This is a genomic window from Sporosarcina sp. NCCP-2331 (assembly GCF_023707945.1).
GTDB lineage: Bacteria > Bacillota > Bacilli > Bacillales_A > Planococcaceae > Sporosarcina > Sporosarcina cascadiensis.
The window spans coordinates 148879-172656 of the sequence record NZ_BRCD01000002.1 but is presented as its reverse complement, the minus strand read 5'-3'; the positions used below and the strand labels follow the sequence as shown (position 1 = coordinate 172656).

Sequence of the window (23778 nt, the reverse complement as noted above, 5' to 3'; positions counted from 1 at the left end):
CTGACATTGTGGTAAAATAAATTAGACATTTGCTGGACGGAGGTAGACGCAGTGATCGCTTATTATGCAATAGCTGTTTTAGTCATAGCGCTGGATCAACTGACAAAATGGCTGGTAGTGAAAAATATGGAGCTCAGAGAATATATTTCTGTACTGGATCCTTATCTCGGCTTGCTCTCGCATCGGAACCGAGGCGCCGCCTGGGGTATGCTTGAAGGGAAAATGTGGTTGTTCTATATTGTAACCGTTGCAGTGGTTGCAGCTATTATATACTTTTTCCATACAGAAGGAAAAAAAGATCGCCTGCTCGGCATCAGCCTAATGCTTTTGCTTGGAGGGGCAGTCGGAAACTTCATTGACCGTTTATTCAGAGGAGAAGTCGTAGATTTTGTTTCTGTTCTGATCCCGGTTATTAATTATGATTTTCCGATATTCAACGTAGCAGACGCGGCATTGACCATCGCAGTCGTACTGATCTTAGTGCATGTACTGCTTGATGAGAAAAAGAAAAAGAAAAAAGGTGTTTCCTAATGGAACGATTTGAATTTGAAATTACAGAGGAACTTGCAGGCAGTCGGATAGATAAAGCGATTGCCACATTACAGCCCGACTGGTCACGTACGCAAATACAGCAATGGCTGAAAGAAGAACATATACAAGTGAATGGCAGCTTTGTAAAATCAAACTATAAAGTAAAAGCAGAAGATACGATTGCTATAGAGCAACCGGATCCTGAAGTGTACGATATCGAAGCAGAAAATCTCGATCTTGAAATTGTTTATGAAGATCGTGATGTACTGGTAGTGAATAAACCTGTAGGTATGGTTGTCCATCCCTCACCCGGTCATCTGTCAGGCACATTGGTCAATGGACTGATGTATCAGTGCACGGATCTCTCCGGTATCAATGGCGTTATGAGACCTGGTATCGTTCACCGGATTGATAAAGATACGTCCGGTTTACTGATGGTCGCAAAAAATGATAAAGCCCATGTTTCATTGGTCAATCAACTTGTGGAGAAGTCTGTTAACCGGGTTTACACGGCGCTCGTGCACGGTCATATACCCCACGACAATGGCACGATTGATGCACCGATTGGCAGGGATCCGCGCGATCGCCAACGGATGGCAGTCGTTGATAATGGAAAGAATGCGGTCACACATTTTAAAGTGCTGGAACGTTTTGGTGAGTACACACTGGTAGAATGCCGTCTGGAAACAGGACGTACACACCAAATTCGCGTCCATATGAAGTATATCGGTTATCCGCTTGTCGGAGATCCAAAGTATGGACAACGAAAGACAATAGATTTCGGCGGGCAGGTTCTGCATGCGGGAACAGTAGGCTTTGTGCATCCGGTAACCGAAGAGTATTTGGAGTTCACTGCGCCTTTGCCTGAAAATTACCAAAATTTACTGAATGATCTTCGTGGATAATAAGCATTGACAAGTGCAAGTTGATGGCTGTATACTCGATGAAGCAATTGAATAGCGATACCTTTAAAGTCAGTCCTGTGAGGCTGGGAAGGTTGCACGGAATTACATGTTGTCTTGCTGCGGCAAGACCTCGATGTATGCTTTTTTCTGCACGTCCGCCCTCCAGTCGAATCTGACTGGAGGGATTTTTTTATTGAAAAACGGAAAACGGAAAGGGGAAACCACTGATATGGCGGAGAAAGCAGCAATTCTCGATGATCAGGCCATCTCACGTGCGATCACAAGGATTGCGCATGAAATCATCGAAAAAAACAGAGGCATTGACGACTGTATACTGGTAGGCATTAAAACACGGGGCGCCATTTTAGCGAAACGCCTGGCAGACCGGATTGAACAGATTGAAGGCAAACCAATCAAAAAGGGTGAACTGGACATCACACTTTATCGTGATGATCTTCAACTGAAGCATGAACAGGCGGAAGCGCTCGTGCAGCAGGTCGATATTGCACATGATGTCGCAGATCAAAAAGTGATCCTGGTAGACGACGTTCTGTACACAGGACGCACTGTCAGAGCAGCTCTAGACGCGGTGATGGATTTGGGAAGACCTGCCTCCATACAACTGGCAGTACTTGTAGACAGGGGTCACCGGGAACTGCCGATTCGTCCGGATTTTGTAGGCAAGAACATCCCTACATCGAGTGATGAACAAGTAGTGGTCAGCATGATTGAAACAGATGGAACGGATGGCGTCACAATCCATACACGTACATTATAAACAGCCGGGGGACTTGAGAAGATGAGTGAAAAAGTATTAGATGTCAATGAAAAACCACAGCCGGTGCGATGGCTTGCGCTGAGCTTACAGCATATGTTCGCGATGTTCGGCGCAACGATTTTAGTGCCGCAGCTGGTTGGATTGAGTCCTGCAATTGCTTTATTGACAAGCGGAATCGCAACGATTGTATTTATTGCCGTGACTAAGTTTCAAGTGCCGGCATACTTAGGTTCTTCATTTGCCTTTATCATACCGATACAGATCGCGACGAAAACCGGTGGGATAGGAAGTGCAATGATCGGGAGTATGTTCGTTGCCTTAGTGTACGCGATCATTTCCCTGCTGATCTGGAAAACAGGCTATCGCTGGATCATGAAAATCCTGCCGCCGATCGTGGTTGGACCGGTCATTATGGTGATCGGACTTGCCATCGCACCGACAGCCATCAATATGGCGAGCACAATCCAGGTAGACGGGGCAGATACCTATAGCGGACTGCACTTTTCAGCTGCACTGGTAACTCTTGCAACCGCCGTATTTTGCCTGATGTTCTTCAAAGGAATCATCAGCCTGATGCCTGTGCTGATCGGAATCGTAGTCGGCTACATCTACTCAGCGGTAATCGGTATCTTGGATTTTACGAAAGTGGCAGAGGCAAAATGGTTTGCAGTGCCTGAGATGCTCATACCCGGAGTCGACTATTCCTTCGTTGTGACACCGACACTGCTCATCGTCATGGTGCCAATCGCCATAGTGACGATTGCAGAACATATTGGTCACCAGCTCGTACTCGGAAAAGTAGTTGAACGCAACTATATCGACAGTCCGGGACTGCACAGATCTTTACTTGGAGATGGTTTAGGAACATTGATCAGCGGCATGGTGGGCGGACCGCCGAAAACTACGTACGGTGAAAACATCGGCGTACTGGCAATCACCCGTGTATACAGTGTTTATGTAATTCTTGGTGCAGCCGTGTTTGCCATCTTCTTCTCTTTCCTTGGAAAAGTGATGGCAATCATTGCGACGATTCCGCAAGCGGTACTCGGAGGCATCTCCATTTTATTGTTCGGTATCATTGCTTCGTCCGGACTGCGCATGCTGATCGATCACCATATTGACTTTGACAATCAGCGAAACTTGGTTATTGCATCTATCATCTTGGTCATCGGCATCGGCGGCGCGACAATAAAATTCAGCCCGACGTTCGAAGTCGGCGGGATGGCTCTCGCAGCGATTGTCGGCGTACTGCTGAACTTATTCCTGCCAGGCAGAAAAGACGATACATTAATGGATGAAGAATAACGAAGATACATAATTACCTGCAGAACATGCCTGCACTTCATGAGGAGGAACATCCGATGGAACATTTAGTTTCAATGAAAGAACTGACAGTGGAAGAAATCATGCTCATTCTGGAGCGGGCAGCCATATTTAAACGGCTGGGCTTCCGGGAACTGCCGGGGACCTATACGGTGTGTAACTTATTTTTTGAGCCCAGCACTCGGACAAAAACAAGTTTTGAAATGGCTGAGCGGAAAGTCGGAGCGCAGATCATCCCGTTTGAAACCAGTTTCTCCAGTACGCTTAAAGGGGAGACACTATATGATACGATCAGAACATTGGAAGCTATCGGATTAGATGCACTCGTCATCCGGCACCCGTCGGACGGTTTTTATGAAGAACTCGTCGAGCGTACAAATGTTGCCATCATTAATGCAGGGGACGGCTCAGGCCAGCATCCGACGCAGTCACTGCTCGATCTGTTTACGATTCAGGAAGAGTTCGGCGGGTTTGAAGGGTTGAAAGTGCTGATTGCCGGAGATATTGCGCACAGCCGTGTTGCCCGCTCCAATGCGGAGGCGCTTCGCAAATTGGGTGCAGAAGTGACTTTCTTATGCCCGCCGGAATGGGCAGGGGAATTCGACAGTGTCGATAACTGGGATGAAGTCATTGAAACAAGTGATGTAGTCATGCTGCTCCGTGTTCAGCATGAGCGGCATAATACGGAGATGGCCTACACGAAAGCTGCTTATCATGAGCAGTACGGACTGACGGAAGAGCGGGCGGCACGCATGAAGGACAAGGCAATTATCATGCATCCGGCGCCAGTGAACCGGGATGTTGAAATAGCGGATTGCTTAATTGAAAGTCCGCAGTCAAGAATTTTTAAACAAGTCGAAAATGGCGTCTATATTCGAGCGGCTGTTCTAGAACTAATTTTGAAGGGGCGGAAGTAATATGACAACTTTAATTCAAAATGTACAGATGGTAAACGAAGAGGGCAAATTAATCCAGACGGATGTTAAAATCTCAGAAGGAAAGATTGCAGAAATCGGCAGCCAGTTAGCAGTTGAAGAATGCGAAGTCATTGAAGGCAACGGACTCTTATTGTCACCGGGACTAATTGATGTACACGTTCACTTGAGAGAGCCGGGCGGAGAGCATAAAGAAACAATTGCAACAGGCACTGCAGCAGCAGCTAAAGGCGGTTATACCACTATCTGCTCGATGCCGAATACCCGTCCAGTTCCGGACACGATTGAGAATATTGAAAAGATCAATAAATTAATTGAAGACAATGCGAAAATTCGCGTGCTGCCCTATGCATCAATCACGATTAGAGAAGCAGGAAAAGAACGGACGAATTTAAAGGAATTGAAAGAACACGGCGCATTCGCATTTACGGATGACGGCGTGGGGATTCAGGAAGCAGGCATGATGTATGAAGCGATGCAGGATGCTGCGGCTATCAACATGCCGATTGTGGCACACTGTGAAGACAATTCATTGATTTATGGCGGTGCTATGCATGAAGGCACGCGCAATAAAGAACTTGGTCTGCCGGGAATTCCTTCCATCGCTGAATCTGTACATATTGCGAGAGATGTTTTATTGGCGGAAGCGGCAGGAGCTCATTACCACGTATGCCACGTCAGTACAAAAGAATCGGTCCGGGTCATTCGCGATGCGAAGAAAGCGGGGATTCACGTAACGGGCGAAGTGAGCCCGCACCATTTACTGCTGGCAGAAAACGATGTGCCGGGAGACGACGCTGACTGGAAAATGAATCCTCCGCTTCGTTCGGAAGAAGACCGCCAGGCTTTGCGGGAAGGGCTGCTAGACGGTACGCTGGATTGCATCGCAACGGATCACGCACCGCATACTGCAGAGGAGAAAGCGGCAGGAATTGCAAAAGCCCCATTCGGTATTACAGGGTTCGAAACAGCATTCCCTCTATTATATACACACTTCGTCAAGCCGGGTCACTGGACACTGAAGCAGCTGGTGGACTGGATGACAGTCAAGCCGGCGGAAGTTTTTGATCTGCCTTACGGTAAAATCGAAGTTGGCGCGGCAGCTGACTTGGTGCTGATTGATTTGGAAAAAGAACAGAAGATCGACCGTACAACATTTGTATCGCAAGGAAAGAACACACCGTTTGATGGCTGGGAATGTGCCGGATGGCCGGTGATGACAATTTTCGGTGGAAACATCGTTTGGAAGGATGGTCAATGATGAAAAAACGTTATTTAGTATTAGAAGACGGTTCGATATTTGAAGGAAAAGCATTTGGAGCGGACAGTGCTTCTATCGGAGAAGCAGTGTTTTCTACCGGAATGACAGGATATCAGGAAACAATTTCCAACCCTTCAGGCTGCGGACAGATTGTTGTCATGACTTATCCATTAATCGGAAATTACGGGATTAACCGCGATGATTATGAATCGATCGATCTGGCAATTAACGGATTGGTTGTCAGAGAATTGACTGAAGAGCCTTCTAATTTCCGCAGCGGCATGTCGCTGGGCGATCTGCTTTCATTGAAAGGAATTCCTGGAATTCAGGAAATTGACACACGCAAGCTGACTCGTTTATTACGCGATAAGGGCTCTTTAAAAGGCAAGCTGACGGCTGCTGGCGACGATATCGATACAGCTGCAGTATTGGCGGAAGTTCAAGGGTATGATCTGCCGAAAGACTTAGTGGCAAAAGTATCAACTAAGCGTCCGTATCCAAGCCCGGGACACGGAAAGCGTGTTGTGGTGATTGATTACGGAATCAAGCACGGCATCTTGCGTGAGCTGAACAAAAAAAACTGTGACGTCATCGTGGTGCCTTATGATACCTCTTCAAAAGAAATCCTGGCTTTGTTCCCGGATGGAATTTTATTATCAAACGGCCCGGGTAATCCGGAAGATGTCGAAGGTGCAGTAGAGACAATTAAAGAATTGCTCGGCAAAAAACCGATCTTCGGCATCGGTCTAGGTCACCAGCTCTTTGCATTAGCTTGCGGAGCCAAGACAGCAAAAATGAAAAATAGCCATAACGGAGGCAATTATCCCGTTAAAGATTTAAATAGAAACCGTACAGACCTGACTTCTCAGAGCCATGGCTATGAAGTGCTGGAAGATTCATTAGCCGGTGCAGGTCTGGAACTGACACATAAAGCACTGAACGACGGCTGTGTGGAAGGCGTGAAAAGTGAAAAATACGAAGCGTTTACCGTGCAGTTCCATCCGGAAGCCTCTCCGGGACCGCATGATGCAAGCTACTTATTTGACGATTTCATCGAATTGATGACTGCAAGCAATCGAAAGGAGAATACCAATGCCTAAACGTACAGATATTAAATCCATCCTTGTCATCGGCTCAGGCCCGATCGTGATCGGCCAGGCTGCAGAGTTCGATTATGCAGGTACACAAGCCTGCCTGTCCCTGAAAGAAGAGGGCTACCGCGTTATTCTCATCAACTCCAATCCCGCAACAATTATGACGGATACGGAAGTTGCCGATAAGGTTTATATCGAGCCGATCACACTGGACTTCGTCAGCCGGATTATCCGCAAAGAGCGTCCGGATGCTTTGCTGCCTACACTTGGCGGCCAGACGGGATTGAACATGGCGATCGAGCTTCAGGAGTCAGGTATTCTTGATGAACTGGAGATTGAGATTCTGGGTACCAAACTGGATGCGATCCATAAAGCAGAAGACCGTGACCTGTTCCGTAACTTGATGAATGAAATGGGAGAACCGGTTCCGGAAAGTGATATTATCCATAATCTTGATGAAGCGTACGCGTTCGTAAAGAGAATCGGCTATCCGGTAATCGTTCGTCCTGCCTTTACGCTCGGCGGAACGGGCGGAGGAATCTGTCATGACGATGAAGACTTGGAAGAAATCGTAGCGAGCGGTTTGAAATACAGCCCGGTTACACAGTGTCTATTGGAGAAATCTATCGCAGGATTTAAAGAGATCGAATATGAAGTCATGCGTGACTCTGCAGACAACGCGATTGTTGTTTGTAATATGGAGAACGTTGATGCAGTCGGTATCCATACAGGAGATTCCATTGTGGCGGCACCGTGCCAGACGTTGACAGACCGTGAAAATCAAATGCTGCGCAACGTTTCATTGGATATCATCCGTGCATTGAAAATCGAGGGCGGCTGTAATGTTCAGCTGGCACTTGATCCGCACAGCTTTGATTACTACATTATCGAAGTGAACCCGCGTGTCAGCCGTTCATCTGCACTGGCATCTAAAGCAACAGGCTATCCGATCGCGAAGCTTGCGGCAAAAATTGCGGTTGGTCTGACGCTGGATGAAATGATGAACCCCGTAACAGGCAATACGTATGCATGCTTCGAGCCGACACTCGACTATGTTGTAACGAAGATTCCGCGCTGGCCTTTCGACAAGTTCGAATCGGCAAAACGTAATCTCGGCACACAAATGAAAGCAACAGGCGAAGTAATGGCGATGGGCCGTACGTTTGAAGAGTCGATCTTGAAAGCAGTGCGTTCACTTGAAACGGGCCAGTTCGATCTATCATTGCCTGGCGGAGATGAAATGTCTGACGAATGGATCGAGAAGCGGATCCGCAAAGCGGGAGATGAGCGTTTATTCTTCTTAGGGGAAGCGCTGCGCCGCGGAGTTACGATCGAAACATTGCACGAGTGGAGTGCAATCGATTTATTCTTCCTGCGCAAATTCGAAAACATCGTGCGCTATGAGCAGATGCTGAAAGATCATCCATTTGATTATGCAACAGCCTATAAAGCGAAGCGTTTAGGTTTTGCAGATGTTGTCATTGCGCAATTCTGGAATACGACAGAGCGTGAAGTGTATGATTGGAGAAAAGAGCAGGAATTAATTCCGGTCTATAAAAAAGTAGATACTTGTGCGGGTGAATATGAATCGGATACACCGTATTTCTACGGGACGTATGAAGAGGAAAATGAATCCGTCAAAACAGACAAGAAAAGTGTTGTGGTGCTCGGTTCCGGCCCGATCCGAATCGGACAAGGTGTGGAGTTCGACTATGCAACCGTTCACTGTGTATGGGCAATCCAGGAAGCCGGCTATGAAGCGATCATCGTCAATAATAACCCGGAAACGGTCTCAACAGACTTCTCGATCTCCGATAAGCTCTACTTTGAGCCGCTGACGATTGAAGATGTCATGCACATTATCGACTTGGAGCAGCCTGAAGGCGTTATCGTACAGTTTGGCGGACAGACTGCAATCAACTTGGCAGCAGACTTAGAAGCACGCGGCGTGAAAATTCTTGGTACATCACTTGAAGATATCGACCGTGCTGAAAACAGAGATAAATTCGAGAGTGCACTTCATGAAATCGGCGTTCCGCAGCCGCTTGGTAAAACTGCACTGTCTGTTCCTGAAGCAGTCGTGATAGCCAATGAAATTGGTTATCCGGTACTAGTCCGACCTTCCTATGTATTAGGCGGCCGTGCAATGGAAATTGTCTATCATGAAGAAGAGTTGCTGCAGTACATGGAAAATGCGGTGAAGGCCAGCCCCGAGCATCCTGTATTGATTGACCGCTATTTGACAGGTACGGAAATCGAAGTGGATGCAATCTGTGACGGCGAGACGGTGTTGATTCCCGGTATCATGGAGCATATCGAACGTGCAGGCGTTCACTCCGGTGACTCCATCGCTGTGTTCCCGCCGCAAAATCTGTCTCAGTCCATGATTGAAACGATTGCGGAATACACAAAGCGCCTGGCTCTAGGCTTAAAAATCAGAGGATTGCTGAATATTCAGTTCGTTATTTCTGAAGGACAGGTATATGTCATTGAGGTAAACCCGCGTTCAAGCCGTACGGTGCCGTTCTTGAGTAAAATCACGAATATCCCGATGGCTAATGTAGCGACGCAAGCGATCTTAGGCAAATCGATCGCAGAGCAAGGCTTCACAGACGGACTCGCGGTTGCACCAGAAGGCGTCTACGTAAAAGTACCGGTCTTCTCATTCGCAAAACTTCGCCGTGTGGATATTACACTCGGACCTGAAATGAAATCGACAGGGGAAGTCATGGGGAAAGACAGCACGCTGGAAAAAGCTCTTTATAAAGGGTTAGTCGCTGCAGGCATGGAAGTGAAAGAATATGGTTCTGTGCTCATGACAGTTTCAGATAAAGATAAAGAAGAAATTATCGAGATCGCGAGACGTTTTGTCCAAATCGGCTATCGCATCCTGGCTACAGAAGGAACAGCGAATGCCCTTGAACAGGCAAATATCGAAGTCCAGACAGTAGGAAAGATTGGAACTGACGGGCCGACATTGATTGACGTCATTCAAAAAGGACAGGCACAGTTAGTGATCAACACACTGACGAAAGGAAAGCAGCCTGCCCGTGACGGCTTCAGAATCCGCCGTGAATCCGTCGAGAATGGAGTTCCTTGCTTCACTTCGATCGATACAGCCGCTGCCATGCTGTCTGTAATCGAGTCGATGACATTTGAAACAGCTGCGATGCCAAAAGCGCAGGTGATCCAATGATCATCCAGGATTTGATGACCGTTGTTTCCCAGCAGCAAATCGCAAAAAACATTTTTGAAATGAAACTGGCAGGAAAGCTGGTCGGAGAAATTACTTCTCCGGGCCAGTTTGTCCATATCAGAGTATCCGATTCATTCGAACCGCTGCTGCGCCGTCCAATTTCTATAGCGGAGATCAATGCAGAGACAAATGAAATGACCATTATCTACCGGGCGGAAGGACGCGGTACAGAGCTGCTGTCTGAAAAGCGTGAAGGGGATATTGTCAATGTGCTGGGACCGCTTGGCAACGGATTCCCTGTTGGAGAAACAGCATCCGGCCAAACAGCTGTCCTGATCGGCGGAGGAATCGGTGTGCCGCCGCTTTATGAATTGTCAAAGCAGTTGACGGTAAAAGGCGTGAAATGCATTCATATTCTTGGCTTCCAGTCTGATGATGTCGTCTTCTATGAAGAAGAATTTAAAGCACTGGGTGAAACATATATTGCAACAGTCGACGGCAGCAACGGTACCGAAGGCTTTGTCACCAATGTCATGAGCGGGCTGGCAGATGAATTCGAAACATTCTACAGCTGCGGTCCTATGCCGATGCTTGATGCCGTGCAAAAAGCCTATGTGCATAAAAAAGGTTTCCTATCATTTGAACAGCGCATGGGCTGCGGAATCGGCGCCTGTTTTGCCTGCGTCTGCCATACAAATGAGAACGCAACGGACAAAGCGTATGTCAAAGTATGCTCTGACGGTCCGGTATTTCCAGCAGGGATGGTGCAAATATGAACAGATTAGCGAGTACATTGCCCGGTCTCGACTTAAAGAATCCGATCATGCCGGCATCCGGATGTTTCGGTTTTGGAAAAGAGTATGGAAATTTATATGATCTTTCACAGCTCGGTGCCATTATGATCAAAGCAACAACACTCGAAACACGCTACGGCAATCCGACACCGCGCGTGGCAGAAACATCATCAGGCATGCTGAATGCAATCGGGCTTCAAAATCCGGGATTGAAGGGTGTTCTCGAAAATGAGCTGCCCTGGCTGGAAAAATACGATGTGCCGATTATCGCAAACGTAGCAGGTTCGGAAACAGAAGATTATGTAGAAGTGGCGAAAGAAATTTCCAAAGCACCAAATGTACACGCATTGGAACTCAATATTTCCTGTCCGAACGTTAAATGCGGCGGTATTACTTTTGGAACAGATCCTGAAATAGCAAAAGAACTGACAGCAGCAGTAAAAGCTGTATCTTCCGTACCTGTCTATGTAAAATTGTCTCCGAACGTAGCTGACATTAAGTCAATGGCAGCTGCCGTAGAAGCAGGCGGAGCGGACGGTATCACGATGATCAATACACTTGTCGGTATGCGTTTGGATGAAAAGACCGGAAGACCGGTCATTGCCAATAAAACTGGCGGGTTATCCGGACCGGCTGTAAAACCTGTTGCGATCCGCATGGTGTATGAAGTGAGCCAAGTCGTCAATATTCCGATCATCGGAATGGGCGGCGTCACTTGCGTGCAGGATGTGGTGGACTTCATGTCAGCAGGAGCAAGCGCCGTGGCGGTCGGTACAGCAAACTTCGTCGATCCGTTTGTCTGTCCGACGATCATAGAACAGCTGCCTGCCAAACTGGATGAACTGCAAGTGGACCACATTTCAGAATTGATCGGAAGGAGCCATCGCGTATGAATCGATCACCCATTATTGCACTAGATTTTAATTCAGCAGAAAAAACATTCGAATTCCTGAAAGCCTTTGATCAGCCGGTCAATGTCAAAGTGGGAATGGAATTGTATTATAAAGAAGGTCCCGCAATGATTGCCCGCCTAAAAGAAGCAGGCTGTTCCATTTTTCTGGATCTGAAACTGCATGATATCCCGAACACGGTCAAGTCTGCCATGAAGGTCCTCGCTTCACTTGAAGTCGATATGGTCAATGTGCATGCAGCTGGCGGGAAGACGATGATGGAAGCAGCTTTGGAAGGTCTTGATACAGGTACGTCAACAGGGAGAAAACGCCCTGCATTGATTGCAGTGACGCAGCTCACTTCTACCGATGACCGTCAAGTGCGGGAGGAGCAGCTGATTGGTGTGCCGCTCCAGGAATCTGTGGAACATTATGCGCAACTTGCTGCCTCCGCTCATTTGGATGGTGTCGTTTGTTCGGTGCAAGAAGCCAAAATAATTGAAGAAGTGTGCGGTAAAGATTTCTTTAAAGTTACACCGGGTATCAGACTTGCCGAAGGAGACGTTCATGACCAGAAGCGTGTGGCGACTCCTGCAAAAGCACAGCAGGAAGGTTCTACGCATATTGTCGTGGGACGTGCTATCACAGGTGCAGAAAATCCGTTGGCAGCTTATGAGTTAGTCAATACATTGTGGAAGGGGACCAATTCATGACCAGAGAAAAAGAAGTAGCGCAGATTTTATTGAATGTCGGAGCAGTTGCCTTGAATCCGAAAGAGCCATTTACCTGGGCATCAGGCATCAAGTCACCGATCTACTGCGATAATCGTTTGACGATGGCAGATCCGGTAGGACGCAAAGAAATCGCAGAAGGTCTGGCAGCGTTAATCCGCGTCCATTATCCAGAAACGACAGTCATTGCCGGAACGGCTACTGCAGGAATTCCTCACGCAGCATGGGTAGCGGACATCTTGAAGCTGCCGATGGTTTATATCCGTTCTTCAGCGAAAGCTCACGGCAAAAGCAAGCAGATTGAGGGCAAGATTGAATCAGGTGCAAAAGCAGTGATCATTGAAGACTTGATTTCAACAGGCGGCAGCAGCTTGAATGCAGCCGATGCGCTGCTCGCTGAAGGGATAGAGGTGTGCGGCATCGTTTCCATCTTTACATACGAGCTTCAGAAGGCGGATGAAAAGTTTGCAGAAGCGAAGCTTTCTTATCACAGCCTGACGAATTTCGCAGCGCTTGCTGAGGCGGCAAAAGAAGAAGGTGCGATCGAAGAAGAGTCCATGGCCGAATTAATGGAATGGCATACGAAGTTGAAGCAAGGTACTTTGTAATAAGTAAGGACTGCCTGGAAGGCCGCGAATTGATTTGCGTTTTCCTGCGGCAGTCCTTTTCTTTTTTTGTCCTATTTCATTGAAGGTTTATGGGATTGGCAGAAAAAAGATGTCATTCACAATGTGTACTGTCACAGTTATATCAAATAAAAAAATGTAACGGATTTCCTCGGACAGATAAATACAAATCCGAACAAAGTGATTGATAGGCTAATCGTGAGTACTGGCCTTTTCATGTGCAAAAAATATTGTCACGAAAGAAGGAAAGTTGTATGATATTTAACGTAGCACCTAAAAGAAAGAAGGTGATGTGAAGATGGCAACTCAAATGGCATTGCCAGCTTCTAAAAACACTCATGCAAAGCCGGATGATCAAAAGGCGATACTTTGCATGGGGCGAATGGTTATTTAATCGCTTATAATGTAGTTTCTCCATCTCTGATTCGAAGGCTTTGCACTTTGTTTAGCATCAGTAAAACAGAGGAGCTGACAGAAATGAAGAGTGAACAATTTATAAGAAACGATCAGTTCAATTTTATAAAACGGCAGGTATTACAACTGGTGAGTGGTCATGCGACAGTGAATGATCAACATGTCATTAACGCAATGGAATCACTGGCAATTGAGAAAACAGAAGATTTGTTTACAGGGTTAACGCCTATACAAAGGAACATTCTCAACCGTATAGTAAAAGTTGCAGATAAGGAAACAGCCGAACAATATCTAGTAGAAATAGAAGCATACATCATTCCGTTCAAGGAACTTTCGGAGCAGAAATTGCAAAAACTTTTTCCAAAAGTGAAAAAAATGAAGCTGCCGAAAGAAAGACTGAACTATAATAGAATGTCCTTTTTGAGTTACGATGATTTTGGAACGAAAAGAAGATATATTGTCGTGCCGGCTCGGAAGGGCATGATCGGGTTAACGGGCACGTACGAAGAAACGAAGACAAAGCAGATTTGTGCAATATGTAACCGGCTGACTCCTGTTTGTATGTTTATAACAAAAACAAAAGGTGATATCGCTGGAAACTATACAAAGAAAGGGAATTACATCTGTCGAGATTCGGAAGACTGTAATCACCATTTGCTTTCTTTGGATAAAGTATATGAATTTGTCGAGAACATAAAATAGAATGATTGTGGGAAAAGGAAAACTTTGTTTCAGGTGAGCTACTCCGCGGGATCGGTTGATTTCATGGTCATCGAAACAATGGAACAAGTTTTTCCTGGCTGTTGAAGGGTGTTTTGCCGATTCGTGTCATCACGGACTCGCCAAAGCACCCTTATTTTTTGCCTACTTTCTTTTATGACTCACTTTCGCAGTGCACGGACCAAATCCTCATTTGGCGTGACAAATAGCGTCTTTTGTTCGAAATAAATAACAAATCCCGGTTTTGCGCCGGAAGGTTTCTTCACATGCTTGATTTCCGTGTAATCGACCGGCACGGAGGAAGACTCACGGGCTTTACTGAAGTAAGCGGACAACCCTGCAGCTTCTTCGATTGTCTGGGCATCTGGTTCAGCGTCATGAATCACTACGTGAGAACCCGGAATATCTTTCGTATGCAGCCAGACATGATCCCGCGCAGCCAGCTTGAACGTCAAATAATCATTCTGTTTATTATTTTTCCCTACCGAAATCGGAACACCGGTTGATGAAACGAATGCTTCCGGTGCAGGTTTTTTCGGTTTTGCTTTCTTTTTACTTCTTCTGGCACGCATAAATCCAAGTTCGACCAATTCTTCACGTATTTCTTCTATGTCAATTGGGGAAGCTTGGTATACCTGCTGCCGCACCATTTCGAAATACTCGATATCTTCTTTAGTTTTCTCCAGCTGCTCTGCAATCCGGATGAGTGCTGTTTTTGCTTTTGAGTAGCGTGAGAAATATTTTTGTGCATTATCAATCGGCGATTTTCTTGGATCAAGCGGAATTGTCACAGTCGTACCCTGCTCATAATAATTTTCCACTGTCACTTCTTTATCGCCTTTATTCAGCATGTAGCTGTTGGCAGTAAGCAGCTCGCCATAAAGCTTTAAAGTATCCAGATTCTGTGCAGTCTGCTCTTCTTTTTGCAGTTTTTTTGATTTGTTTTCAAGCTTTGTGATTTCATTTGAAAGCCAGCGTTCTAAATCGATGGCCTGTGATTTTACCCGTTCCCGCTCTGCTCTTGCAAAATAGACTTTGTCAAGCAGGTCTCCGAGCGTTTCAAATGTTTGGGGAATTCCTTCTATGTGCGTTAATTCTACAGCGGAAAATAGTGTCTTTCCCCCATTTTCTACAACACAAGGCTTCATTGATTCAATATTGAAGCTGTTAAGGAAAGATTTCCAAACAATAAAAGGAACGGCGTCATTCTGCTGTAGACGATATAGAAGCTCTGCGGCCGTCAAAGGGGAGAATCCCGCAAATTGCTGAACTGCATCTCTCGGTTCATTGAGACTCGGCAGGACCGCCATGAACTGCTCTTCAGAAACGCAGAAAGGGTCCAGTTTATCCTGCGGCGGTGCGGGAATAAAAGGCTGTCCCGGTAAAATTGTACGGTAACTGTTCACGGATGGCGGCAGATGCTTCATACTGTCGATGATCAAATCACGTGACGCATCCAGCAAAATTAAATTACTGTGGCGGCCCATGATTTCAATAACAAGCTTTCGCTCAATCTGATCGCCCAGTTCATTTCGTGCCTGCACATTCAAATGAATGATGCGGTCGGTTTCATACTGCTCGATTGATGTAATCATTCCGCCTTCCAGCTGCTTTCTGAGCACCATACAAAATAACGGAGGCTCAGCAGGGTTGGTCAGCACTTCATTCGTCAATTGAATCCTTGAATAAGAAGGATGCAGAGAAACGAGTAATTTATGATTTTTATTATTTGCCCGTATTTGAAAAATAATTTCCTGTGAATTCGGCTGGTGAATTTTAGAAATCCGGCCAGTCTTCAGCTGCTGCAGTTCGCTAACTATTGCTTTCGTAAATAAACCATCAAATGCCATATGGATTCCTCTTTCATTTCGTTTTGTTCCATTTTAGCACTCATCGGTTGATTATGGTATAATATGAACAGATTGCACGCGGTCAAGCCGTGCGAATTAATACATAACAAAGAGGGATTGCATGTACAAACATCGAGGACTCCTAATCGTCCTTTCTGGTCCGTCCGGCGTAGGAAAAGGAACCGTCCGTAAAGAACTGTTCTCAAGCCCGGAGACCAACTATGAATATTCCATATCGATGACGACCAGAAATCCGCGTGAAGGCGAAGTGGACGGCGTGGACTATTTCTTCCGGTCACGCGAAGTATTTGAGCAAATGATCCAGGATGGAAAACTTCTTGAATACGCTGAGTATGTAGGAAACTATTACGGCACGCCCATTGATTACGTCAATGAAACACTGGACGCAGGGCGCGACGTATTCCTTGAGATTGAAGTTGTCGGTGCTGCGCAGGTGCGTGAAAAAGTGCCGAACGGCCTGTTTATCTTTTTGGCACCTCCAAGCTTAAGTGACTTAGAAACCCGTTTAATCGGAAGAGGGACGGAAGCATCGGATATCATTGCCGACCGGGTATTGAAGGCCAGAGATGAACTTGAAATGATGCATCTGTACGACTATGTAGTTGAAAACGACGAGGTCTCCAAAGCATGCGACCGTGTCAATGCGATTGTAACAGCAGAGCATTGCCGCAGAGAGCGTGTGGAAAAGAGATACTTACAAATGTTGGAGGGAGAATAAACTATGTTATATCCATCAGTTGATTCACTAAAAGGGAAAGTTGATTCTAAATACACATTGGTTACACTGGCAGCTAAACGCGCACGCGAACTGCAGGAAAAGAAAAACGAACTGCTTCACTCATACCGTGCTGATAAAAGTGTAGGCCGCGCGCTCGAAGAAGTAGCAGCCGGCGTTTTGATCAACAAACAGGCAGACGCATCGATTATCTATGAGGATGAAATTTGATTTAAGAGCCTGATTTAAATAAAAAAAGACTCCCTTGGAATTCAACAGTTCTCAGGGAGTTTGTTATTTTATCAGATGATCTCAGAAAGAGGGAAGGGGACCCTGGTGATGAATAATAAAAATATACTGCTTTGTGTGACGGGCGGTATTGCAGTCTATAAAGCGGTGGCGCTCGTCAGCAAACTGTCTCAGGCTGGCGCTGACGTGAAAGTGGTAATGACAGACTCCGCTATGGAATTTGTACAGCCCTTATCGTTTCAAGTAATGTCCAGAAATGATGTCTATACGGATACTTTCGATGAAAAAGATTCCCGTGTGATCGCACATATCGACCTGGCAGACTGGGCTGACCTCATTATCGTCGCCCCTGCAACCGCAAATGTGATCGGGAAATTGGCGAACGGAATTGCAGACGATATGGTGACAACCATCTTGCTCGCAACGGAAGCAGATGTCTGGATTGCGCCTGCCATGAACGTTCATATGTACTCGCACCCTGCAGTTGTGAGGAATATTGAACAACTTCACTTAGATGGCTATCATTTTATTGAGCCGTCTGAAGGTTTTTTAGCATGCGGTTATGTAGGTAAAGGACGCTTGGAAGAACCGGAACGCATCACCGAACTGGTAAAACAGCATTTCAATGGCAAGCAGAATTTGCCTCTCAAAGGGAAAAAAGTAGTGATCACGGCAGGTCCTACGCGTGAACGGATAGATCCAGTACGCTATATTACGAATTTCTCAAGCGGGAAAATGGGCTATTCAATGGCGGCTGCGGCTCAAAAGCTCGGCGCAGAAACAGTGCTTATTTCCGGACCGGTCGAATTACCGGTTCCTGCAGGAGTAAAGATTATTCACGTAGAAAGTGCTGCGGATATGTATGAAGCGGTGCTGGGTGAATTTCCGGATGCTTCTATTGTAGTGAAATCGGCTGCAGTGGCAGATTACCGGCCGAAATCTGTTCACGATCAGAAAATGAAGAAACAAGAAGGCGACGATGTCCTTGAACTTGAGCGTACAACAGATATCCTGAAGTCGCTTGGCGAGCGGAAAGAGCATCAGCTGTTAGTGGGCTTTGCAGCGGAAACTAATGATGTAATCGCTTATGGACAGAAGAAGCTGGAATCAAAGAATTTAGATTATATTATCGTCAACGATGTAACCGATCCGGAAGGCGGCTTCGGCAGCGACACGAATGTCGTCACCCTCCTTTCGAGAAAAGGCGGAGTTATTCCGTTTACTGCCATGCCGAAAGAGCAACTGGCACTTCATTTATTCGAAACGATTATTCAGCAGGAAGGCGGCAATTTGGATGATCGCTGAAGTCATTGTCGATGTGGCGGCTTATCCGATTGACCGCCCTTTTGATTATGCGGTACCGGCGGAATGGGAAGCTGTGATGGAGCCCGGACTTCGTGTAAAGGTTCCGTTTGGGCCCCGTAAAGTTGTTGGGTATGTCACGGGAATCAAAATGGACAGTGAGCTGGATTCTGCCAAAATCAAATCAATCATAGAGATCATAGACTTAGAGCCTGTGCTATCTCCCGAACTTTTGCAGCTGTCCCGCTGGATGGCAGATGAAACGATTGCCTATGAAATCGATGCGCTGCAAGTCATGCTGCCGGCAGCGATGCGTGCAAAATACGAAAAAATTATGCGCGTCATCAAACCTGAATTGCTTGATGAACATTTCCTTGAATTTCTTGGCAAACGCCGGCAAGTAACGCTGAAGGCTTTGCAGGATGCTCATTTGCTGAATGAAGCCAAAAAATACAGTGAAGCAGGAGCCGTTCAGATCGATACGGCCGTGCAGCAAAAGACGAAAATAAAAAAAGTCCGGATGATACATATCCCGGATGCAGACCATTTGCAGTCAGCTTTGGCAGATACGCATGCCAATGCAAAAAAACAAATAGAATTAATCAATTGGCTGCTAGAGCATCCGTCTTCTTCATTGGAAGCAAGTGAAATTATGAATAAAACCGGTGTGAAGGCAAATGTTTTGAAGGCGCTGCTCGATAAAAAAGTGGTCGAGGAATCGCAAGTGGAAGTGTATAGGGAACTGGATGCACCGAAAATGCGTGACAGCGGCAAACCGGAACAGCTGACGGATGAGCAGCAAGTATCGCTAACAGCCATTGAACAAGCAAGTGATCAGGAGAAACAAGAAACATTCCTGCTTCATGGAATCACGGGAAGCGGCAAGACGGAAGTGTATTTGCAGGCAATCGATCATGTACTGAAAAAAGGCAAGGAAGCGATTGTGCTCGTTCCTGAAATTTCATTGACTCCTCAAATGACTGCACGTTTCAAAGCGCGCTTTGGCGAGCTCGTTGCGGTGCTGCACAGCGGTTTATCGTCAGGAGAGAAGTATGATGAATGGCGGAGGATTCACCGGGGAGAAGTGAAAGTGGCTATCGGCGCACGCTCGGCAGTTTTTGCTCCGTTTACTAATTTGGGCCTGCTTATATTAGATGAGGAGCATGAATCTACTTATAAGCAGGAAGAATCTCCGAGATATCATGCGCGTGATGTAGCGATTTGGCGGGGGGATTATTATCAGTGTCCGGTCATATTGGGAAGCGCTACACCGTCTTTAGAATCGTATGCCCGGGCAACAAAGGGTGTATATACCTTATTGACCTTAACGAAACGTGCCAAACAGCAGGCGTTGCCGAGTGTACAAGTTGTGGATATGCGGGAAGAACTGAAAGCAGGGAACCGATCGATGTTTTCCCTTGCCTTGGCAGATGCGATCAGAGAGCGGCTGGAGCGCAAGGAACAGATTGTCTTGCTGCTGAATAAAAGGGGCTTTTCGAGCTTCGTATTATGCAGAGACTGCGGTACTGTGGTGGAATGTCCGAATTGTGATATTTCCCTAACCTATCACCGTTCATCCGAAAGTTTAAAATGCCATTATTGCGGTCATGAACAGCCAGTGCCGCTTGAGTGTCCGGAATGCGAAAGTGAGCATATCCGGTTTTTTGGAACAGGCACGCAAAAAGCACAGGAAGAGTTGTATAAACTGGTGCCGGAAGCTCGCGTCATTCGCATGGATGTGGATACAACGGGAACGAAAGGCGCGCATGAGCGGCTTTTGCATGATTTTGGAGAAGGTAAAGCAGATATCCTGCTCGGCACGCAGATGATCGCCAAGGGACTGGATTTCCCAAGAATAACGCTGGTTGGCGTGCTGGCGGCAGATACGTCGCTTCATCTGGCCGATTTCCGCGCTGCAGAGAAAACGTTTCAGCTGCTGACACAGGTAAGCGGCAGAGCGGGGCGTGATCAGCTTCCCGGTGAAGTAGTCATTCAGACATACGATCCCGAACATTATGCAATCGAGCTGTCAAAGTCCCAGCTCTATGTGCCGTTTTATGATATGGAAATGGAACGAAGAAGACAGCTCGGCTATCCGCCCTATTATTATGTGACTGTCGTACAGTTCAGCCACGAAGATGTATTAAAAGCGGCCGATTATGCGCATAAAGGCACAGCCTTCCTCGCGGAGCGTCTGTCTGCAGGCTCCGTCATCATCGGACCGACAGCTGCTGCAATCAGCCGTCTCAACAATAGATATCGTTATCAATGTTTGGTAAAATACAAACAAGAACCAGCTCTCATCCCCGTTTTGCAGGAATTGCTGAAACATTATAAAACGAACTGGGTGAAAGACGGACTGATCATGTCGATAAATCGTGAACCCACTGCAATATTTTAATTGAAGCAGTGCTGCAGCTTAAAAACTGCATTGGAACACCACTGGTATCACACAAAAATGTTAAAAGAAGCAGCCAGTGTACCGAAGTGGAAGGCGGCGACTCCGGGAGGATCAGCCCGACAGGTAAGACAACTTTGGGGAGCTTGCGACCAAGTTGGCTTACCGCGGGCCCTCCGGAACGCGTCCGCCTGGAACGCAGGGAAACGGTCTCATTCTACAAGCCTGCTCTCTATACCGCAAAAAAGATTTTTAACTTTAGAAATGAGGAATTATTTTGGCTATATTGGAAATTGTAAAACATCCCTCTCCGGTTTTGACGGCACCTTGTGAAGAGGTCACCGTATTTGATGAAAAACTGGGAGCATTATTAGACGACATGTATGAAACGATGGTTGAGAATGACGGAGTGGGCATTGCAGCTCCGCAAGTCGGCAAGTCGATTCGTGCGGCCATCGTAGATTTCGATGAAGAACAGGACATTATTGAAATGATCAACCCGGTAGTTACAGCGACTGGCGGCTCTGAAATAGAAGTAGAAGGCTGCCTCAGTTTCCCTGGATTATTCGGAGAAGTAGAGCGACCTTTCCATGTGCGCATCGAAGCGCAAGAGCGTGACGGCAGACTGTATGAACTGGAAGCAGAAGGGTACGAAGCACGTGCGATTCTGCATGAAATTGATCATCTGAACGGAATTCTATTCGATAAGAAAATACAGCGCATTGTAGATCCTTCCGAGTTTGAAGAGGAGGATGACGAATGACGAAAATCATTTTTATGGGAACTCCGCAGTTTTCCGTACCGGTTCTCACCATGCTTCACGAAGAAGGTTATGAAATCTTAGCGGTTGTTACGCAGCCTGACCGTCCTGTCGGGCGCAAGCGTGTGCTCACTCCGCCTCCTGTGAAGGAAGAAGCAGTCCGGCTTGGTTTGCCGGTCATTCAGCCGGAGAAACTAAAAGGTTCAGCTGAACTGCAGGAAATCATTAATCTCCAGCCAGAATTAATCGTAACAGCGGCATTTGGTCAATTGCTTCCCAATGAACTACTGGATGCACCGAAGCTTGGCTGTATTAATGTCCACGCCTCGCTTCTGCCGAAATACCGTGGAGGTGCGCCGATTCATCAATCCGTAATGGACGGTGAAAAGGAAACCGGCGTGACCATCATGTATATGGCTGAAAAGCTGGATGCCGGAGATATCATCTCTCAAGTCTCTCTGCCGATTGAAGAGACCGACGATACAGGAAGTATGTTCGATAAGTTGTCGGAGGCAGGGACCATCTTACTGAAAGAAACACTTCCTTCGATAGTTAATGGCACGAATGAACGGAAAGTACAGGATGAGACACAGGTGACCTTTGCGAGAAATATTTCTAGAGAACAAGAACGAATCAACTGGACAAATTCTGCCCGTTCTATATATAACCAGGTAAGAGGTCTGCATCCGTGGCCGGTAGCTTATACGAAGTTCGCGGATGACCAGGTGAAAATTTGGTGGGGACAGACAGAGGAACAAATATCCGAAGCAGCACCAGGTGAGATTATAGGCCTGGAAAAAGACCGTATCATCGTGCAGACAGGTGACGGAGCGTTTGCGATTACAGACCTGCAGCCTGCAGGAAAAAAACGAATGACAGCCACCGTTTTCCTTAATGGAATCGGCTCTAAGTGGCAAGTGGGAGAAAAATTTGAATGACACATTATAATAAGAAAATTTGGCGCGGGAATGTCCGTGATGCTGCTCTTTCGATTTTGATGGATATTGAAAACGAACAGGCATTCAGCAATTTATTACTTCATAAGACGATTGAATTATATGATCTGCCCCAAAAAGACCGCGCATTATTGACGGAATTAACATACGGGACTTTGCAGCAGCAAATGACGCTGGATTATTATCTGGCTCCTTATATTCGGGGGAAACTGCAGCCGTGGGTTCGTCAGTTATTACGATTGTCTGTTTATCAAATCGTTTACTTATCGAAAATACCTGAACATGCAGTCGTCAATGAAGCGGTTAAAATCGCCAACAAGCGCGGCCACAAAGGCGTTTCATCAATGGTCAACGGGATTTTGCGCTCTATACTGCGTGAAGGTGTTCCTTCATTAGATGAAATAAAAGATCCTGTCACCCGTTTATCCATAGAAACGAGTCACCCGGAGTGGCTGATAAAGAGATGGATTGAACAATATGGAATGGAAGAAGCGACCGCCATTGCAGTCATTAATAATCTGCCGCCTGTCACGACTGCACGGATTAACTCTGTCAAGACCAACAGAGGAGAAGTGATCGGCCTGCTTAAGAAAGAAGGAGTTCTTGCATCTCCCGGTAATTTAACGGAAGGCAGTATTCAAGTGGAATCAGGCAGTTTAGCATCCACCGAAGCCTATAAACAAGGCTTGCTGACAGTTCAGGATGAGAGCTCTATGTTGCCGGCCTTGGCTCTGCAGGCGGAACCCGGAATGAAAGTGCTGGACATGTGCGCAGCCCCCGGCGGGAAAACTACTCATATCGCAGAACGTATGAAAGATGACGGGGAAGTGCAGGCGCATGATCTTCATCCGCATAAATTGCGTTTGATTGAGCAGAACGCGAAGCGCCTTGGTCTGACTTCTATTCAGACACACAGCGGCGACAGCAGAGAGCTGTTATCCACTTATGAGCCGCAGTCTTTCGACAGAGTGCTCGTTGATGCACCTTGCAGCGGTTTAGGAGTTATTCGCAGAAAGCCTGAGATTAAATACAAAAAGACACTTCAAGACATCGAAAATTTGGCGTCCATTCAAAAAGATCTTCTGCAAGTCGCCAGCCAATTGGTGAAAAAAGGCGGCCGTTTAGTTTATAGCACTTGTACGATTGATAAAACAGAAAACCAGGAAATCGCGGAATGGTTTTTAAACGAACAGCCTGATTTTGAATTGGTGCCGCTGGATATACTGGGTGAAAAGAGCAACCGTGAGTTTGTTCAGGTCTTACCGCATCAATATGAAAGCGATGGGTTCTTTGTAGTTGCTTTGCAGAGAAAAACTGACCTGTAAGATA

21 protein-coding genes are annotated in these 23778 nt (G+C 46.5%); 20 read left to right on the top strand and 1 reads right to left on the bottom strand.

Annotated features, from left to right (window positions below):
• Positions 1–51: 51 nt before the first annotated feature.
• From lspA to NCCP2331_RS01965, 13 genes are all read left to right on the top strand, one after another.
• The gene (gene lspA / locus NCCP2331_RS02025; RefSeq protein WP_153720492.1) at positions 52–531 is read left to right on the top strand and encodes a signal peptidase II; all 480 of its coding nucleotides are present in this window, start codon (positions 52–54) and stop codon (positions 529–531) included.
• The gene (locus NCCP2331_RS02020; RefSeq protein ID WP_153720491.1) at positions 531–1436 is read left to right on the top strand and encodes an RluA family pseudouridine synthase; all 906 of its coding nucleotides are present in this window, start codon (positions 531–533) and stop codon (positions 1434–1436) included. The genes lspA and NCCP2331_RS02020 overlap by 1 nt, the downstream gene beginning before the upstream one ends.
• 229 nt (positions 1437–1665) lie before the next feature.
• On the top strand, positions 1666–2214 hold the full coding sequence (pyrR, locus tag NCCP2331_RS02015; protein ID WP_153720669.1) for a bifunctional pyr operon transcriptional regulator/uracil phosphoribosyltransferase PyrR: 549 nt from the start codon (positions 1666–1668) through the stop codon (positions 2212–2214).
• Between the two features lie 21 nt (positions 2215–2235).
• Entirely contained in the window at positions 2236–3519 is a 1284-nt protein-coding gene (locus NCCP2331_RS02010) for a uracil-xanthine permease family protein (RefSeq protein WP_153720490.1), read from the top strand.
• A 56-nt stretch (positions 3520–3575) separates the two neighbouring features.
• The gene (locus NCCP2331_RS02005; protein ID WP_153720489.1) at positions 3576–4454 is read left to right on the top strand and encodes an aspartate carbamoyltransferase catalytic subunit; all 879 of its coding nucleotides are present in this window, start codon (positions 3576–3578) and stop codon (positions 4452–4454) included.
• 1 nt (position 4455) lies between these two features.
• Entirely contained in the window at positions 4456–5733 is a 1278-nt protein-coding gene (locus tag NCCP2331_RS02000) for a dihydroorotase (protein WP_153720488.1), read from the top strand.
• Complete coding sequence (locus tag NCCP2331_RS01995) at positions 5733–6833, top strand: carbamoyl phosphate synthase small subunit (protein ID WP_153720668.1); 1101 nt, start codon at positions 5733–5735, stop codon at positions 6831–6833. The genes NCCP2331_RS02000 and NCCP2331_RS01995 overlap by 1 nt, the downstream gene beginning before the upstream one ends.
• On the top strand, positions 6826–10023 hold the full coding sequence (gene carB / locus NCCP2331_RS01990) for a carbamoyl-phosphate synthase large subunit (RefSeq protein WP_153720487.1): 3198 nt from the start codon (positions 6826–6828) through the stop codon (positions 10021–10023). Before NCCP2331_RS01995 ends, carB begins: the two co-directional genes overlap by 8 nt.
• Positions 10020–10799, top strand: a complete 780-nt coding sequence (locus tag NCCP2331_RS01985) for a dihydroorotate dehydrogenase electron transfer subunit (RefSeq protein WP_251668134.1) — start codon at positions 10020–10022, stop codon at positions 10797–10799. The genes carB and NCCP2331_RS01985 overlap by 4 nt, the downstream gene beginning before the upstream one ends.
• Positions 10796–11710 carry a dihydroorotate dehydrogenase gene (locus tag NCCP2331_RS01980; RefSeq protein ID WP_251668132.1) on the top strand — a complete coding sequence of 305 codons (915 nt, stop codon included), beginning with the start codon at positions 10796–10798 and terminating at the stop codon, positions 11708–11710. Before NCCP2331_RS01985 ends, NCCP2331_RS01980 begins: the two co-directional genes overlap by 4 nt.
• Positions 11707–12420 carry an orotidine-5'-phosphate decarboxylase gene (gene pyrF / locus NCCP2331_RS01975; RefSeq protein WP_251668131.1) on the top strand — a complete coding sequence of 238 codons (714 nt, stop codon included), beginning with the start codon at positions 11707–11709 and terminating at the stop codon, positions 12418–12420. The genes NCCP2331_RS01980 and pyrF overlap by 4 nt, the downstream gene beginning before the upstream one ends.
• Positions 12417–13046: an orotate phosphoribosyltransferase gene (pyrE, locus tag NCCP2331_RS01970; protein ID WP_251668130.1), complete on the top strand. Its 630-nt coding sequence runs from the start codon at positions 12417–12419 to the stop codon at positions 13044–13046. The genes pyrF and pyrE overlap by 4 nt, the downstream gene beginning before the upstream one ends.
• Before the next feature lie 495 nt (positions 13047–13541).
• Positions 13542–14180 carry a FusB/FusC family EF-G-binding protein gene (locus tag NCCP2331_RS01965; protein ID WP_153720482.1) on the top strand — a complete coding sequence of 213 codons (639 nt, stop codon included), beginning with the start codon at positions 13542–13544 and terminating at the stop codon, positions 14178–14180.
• 179 nt (positions 14181–14359) lie between these two features.
• Here the strand turns inward: NCCP2331_RS01965 and NCCP2331_RS01960 are convergent, their stop codons facing one another.
• Complete coding sequence (locus NCCP2331_RS01960; protein ID WP_153720481.1) at positions 14360–16048, bottom strand: Rqc2 family fibronectin-binding protein; 1689 nt, start codon at positions 16046–16048, stop codon at positions 14360–14362.
• 121 nt (positions 16049–16169) lie between these two features.
• On the opposite strand from NCCP2331_RS01960, the gene gmk reads away from it, so the two are divergent.
• The 7 genes from gmk to rsmB all read left to right on the top strand — a co-directional run bounded on the left by gmk (position 16170) and on the right by rsmB (position 23774).
• Positions 16170–16787 (top strand): guanylate kinase, encoded by a 618-nt coding sequence (gene gmk / locus NCCP2331_RS01955; RefSeq protein ID WP_251668129.1) that lies wholly within the window; start codon positions 16170–16172, stop codon positions 16785–16787.
• A gap of 3 nt (positions 16788–16790) precedes the next feature.
• A complete protein-coding gene (gene rpoZ / locus NCCP2331_RS01950) occupies positions 16791–17015 on the top strand; it encodes a DNA-directed RNA polymerase subunit omega (protein ID WP_153720479.1) in 225 nt (74 codons plus the stop codon).
• 105 nt (positions 17016–17120) lie between these two features.
• Positions 17121–18338 (top strand): bifunctional phosphopantothenoylcysteine decarboxylase/phosphopantothenate--cysteine ligase CoaBC, encoded by a 1218-nt coding sequence (coaBC, locus tag NCCP2331_RS01945; protein ID WP_153720478.1) that lies wholly within the window; start codon positions 17121–17123, stop codon positions 18336–18338.
• Positions 18328–20736, top strand: coding sequence for a primosomal protein N' (gene priA, locus NCCP2331_RS01940; protein WP_153720477.1), 2409 nt, complete (start codon positions 18328–18330; stop codon positions 20734–20736). Before coaBC ends, priA begins: the two co-directional genes overlap by 11 nt.
• 274 nt (positions 20737–21010) lie before the next feature.
• Positions 21011–21496, top strand: a complete 486-nt coding sequence (def, locus tag NCCP2331_RS01935; protein ID WP_153720476.1) for a peptide deformylase — start codon at positions 21011–21013, stop codon at positions 21494–21496.
• A complete protein-coding gene (fmt, locus tag NCCP2331_RS01930; protein ID WP_153720475.1) occupies positions 21493–22431 on the top strand; it encodes a methionyl-tRNA formyltransferase in 939 nt (312 codons plus the stop codon). Before def ends, fmt begins: the two co-directional genes overlap by 4 nt.
• Positions 22428–23774, top strand: coding sequence for a 16S rRNA (cytosine(967)-C(5))-methyltransferase RsmB (rsmB, locus tag NCCP2331_RS01925; RefSeq protein WP_153720474.1), 1347 nt, complete (start codon positions 22428–22430; stop codon positions 23772–23774). The genes fmt and rsmB overlap by 4 nt, the downstream gene beginning before the upstream one ends.
• Positions 23775–23778: the final 4 nt, after the last annotated feature.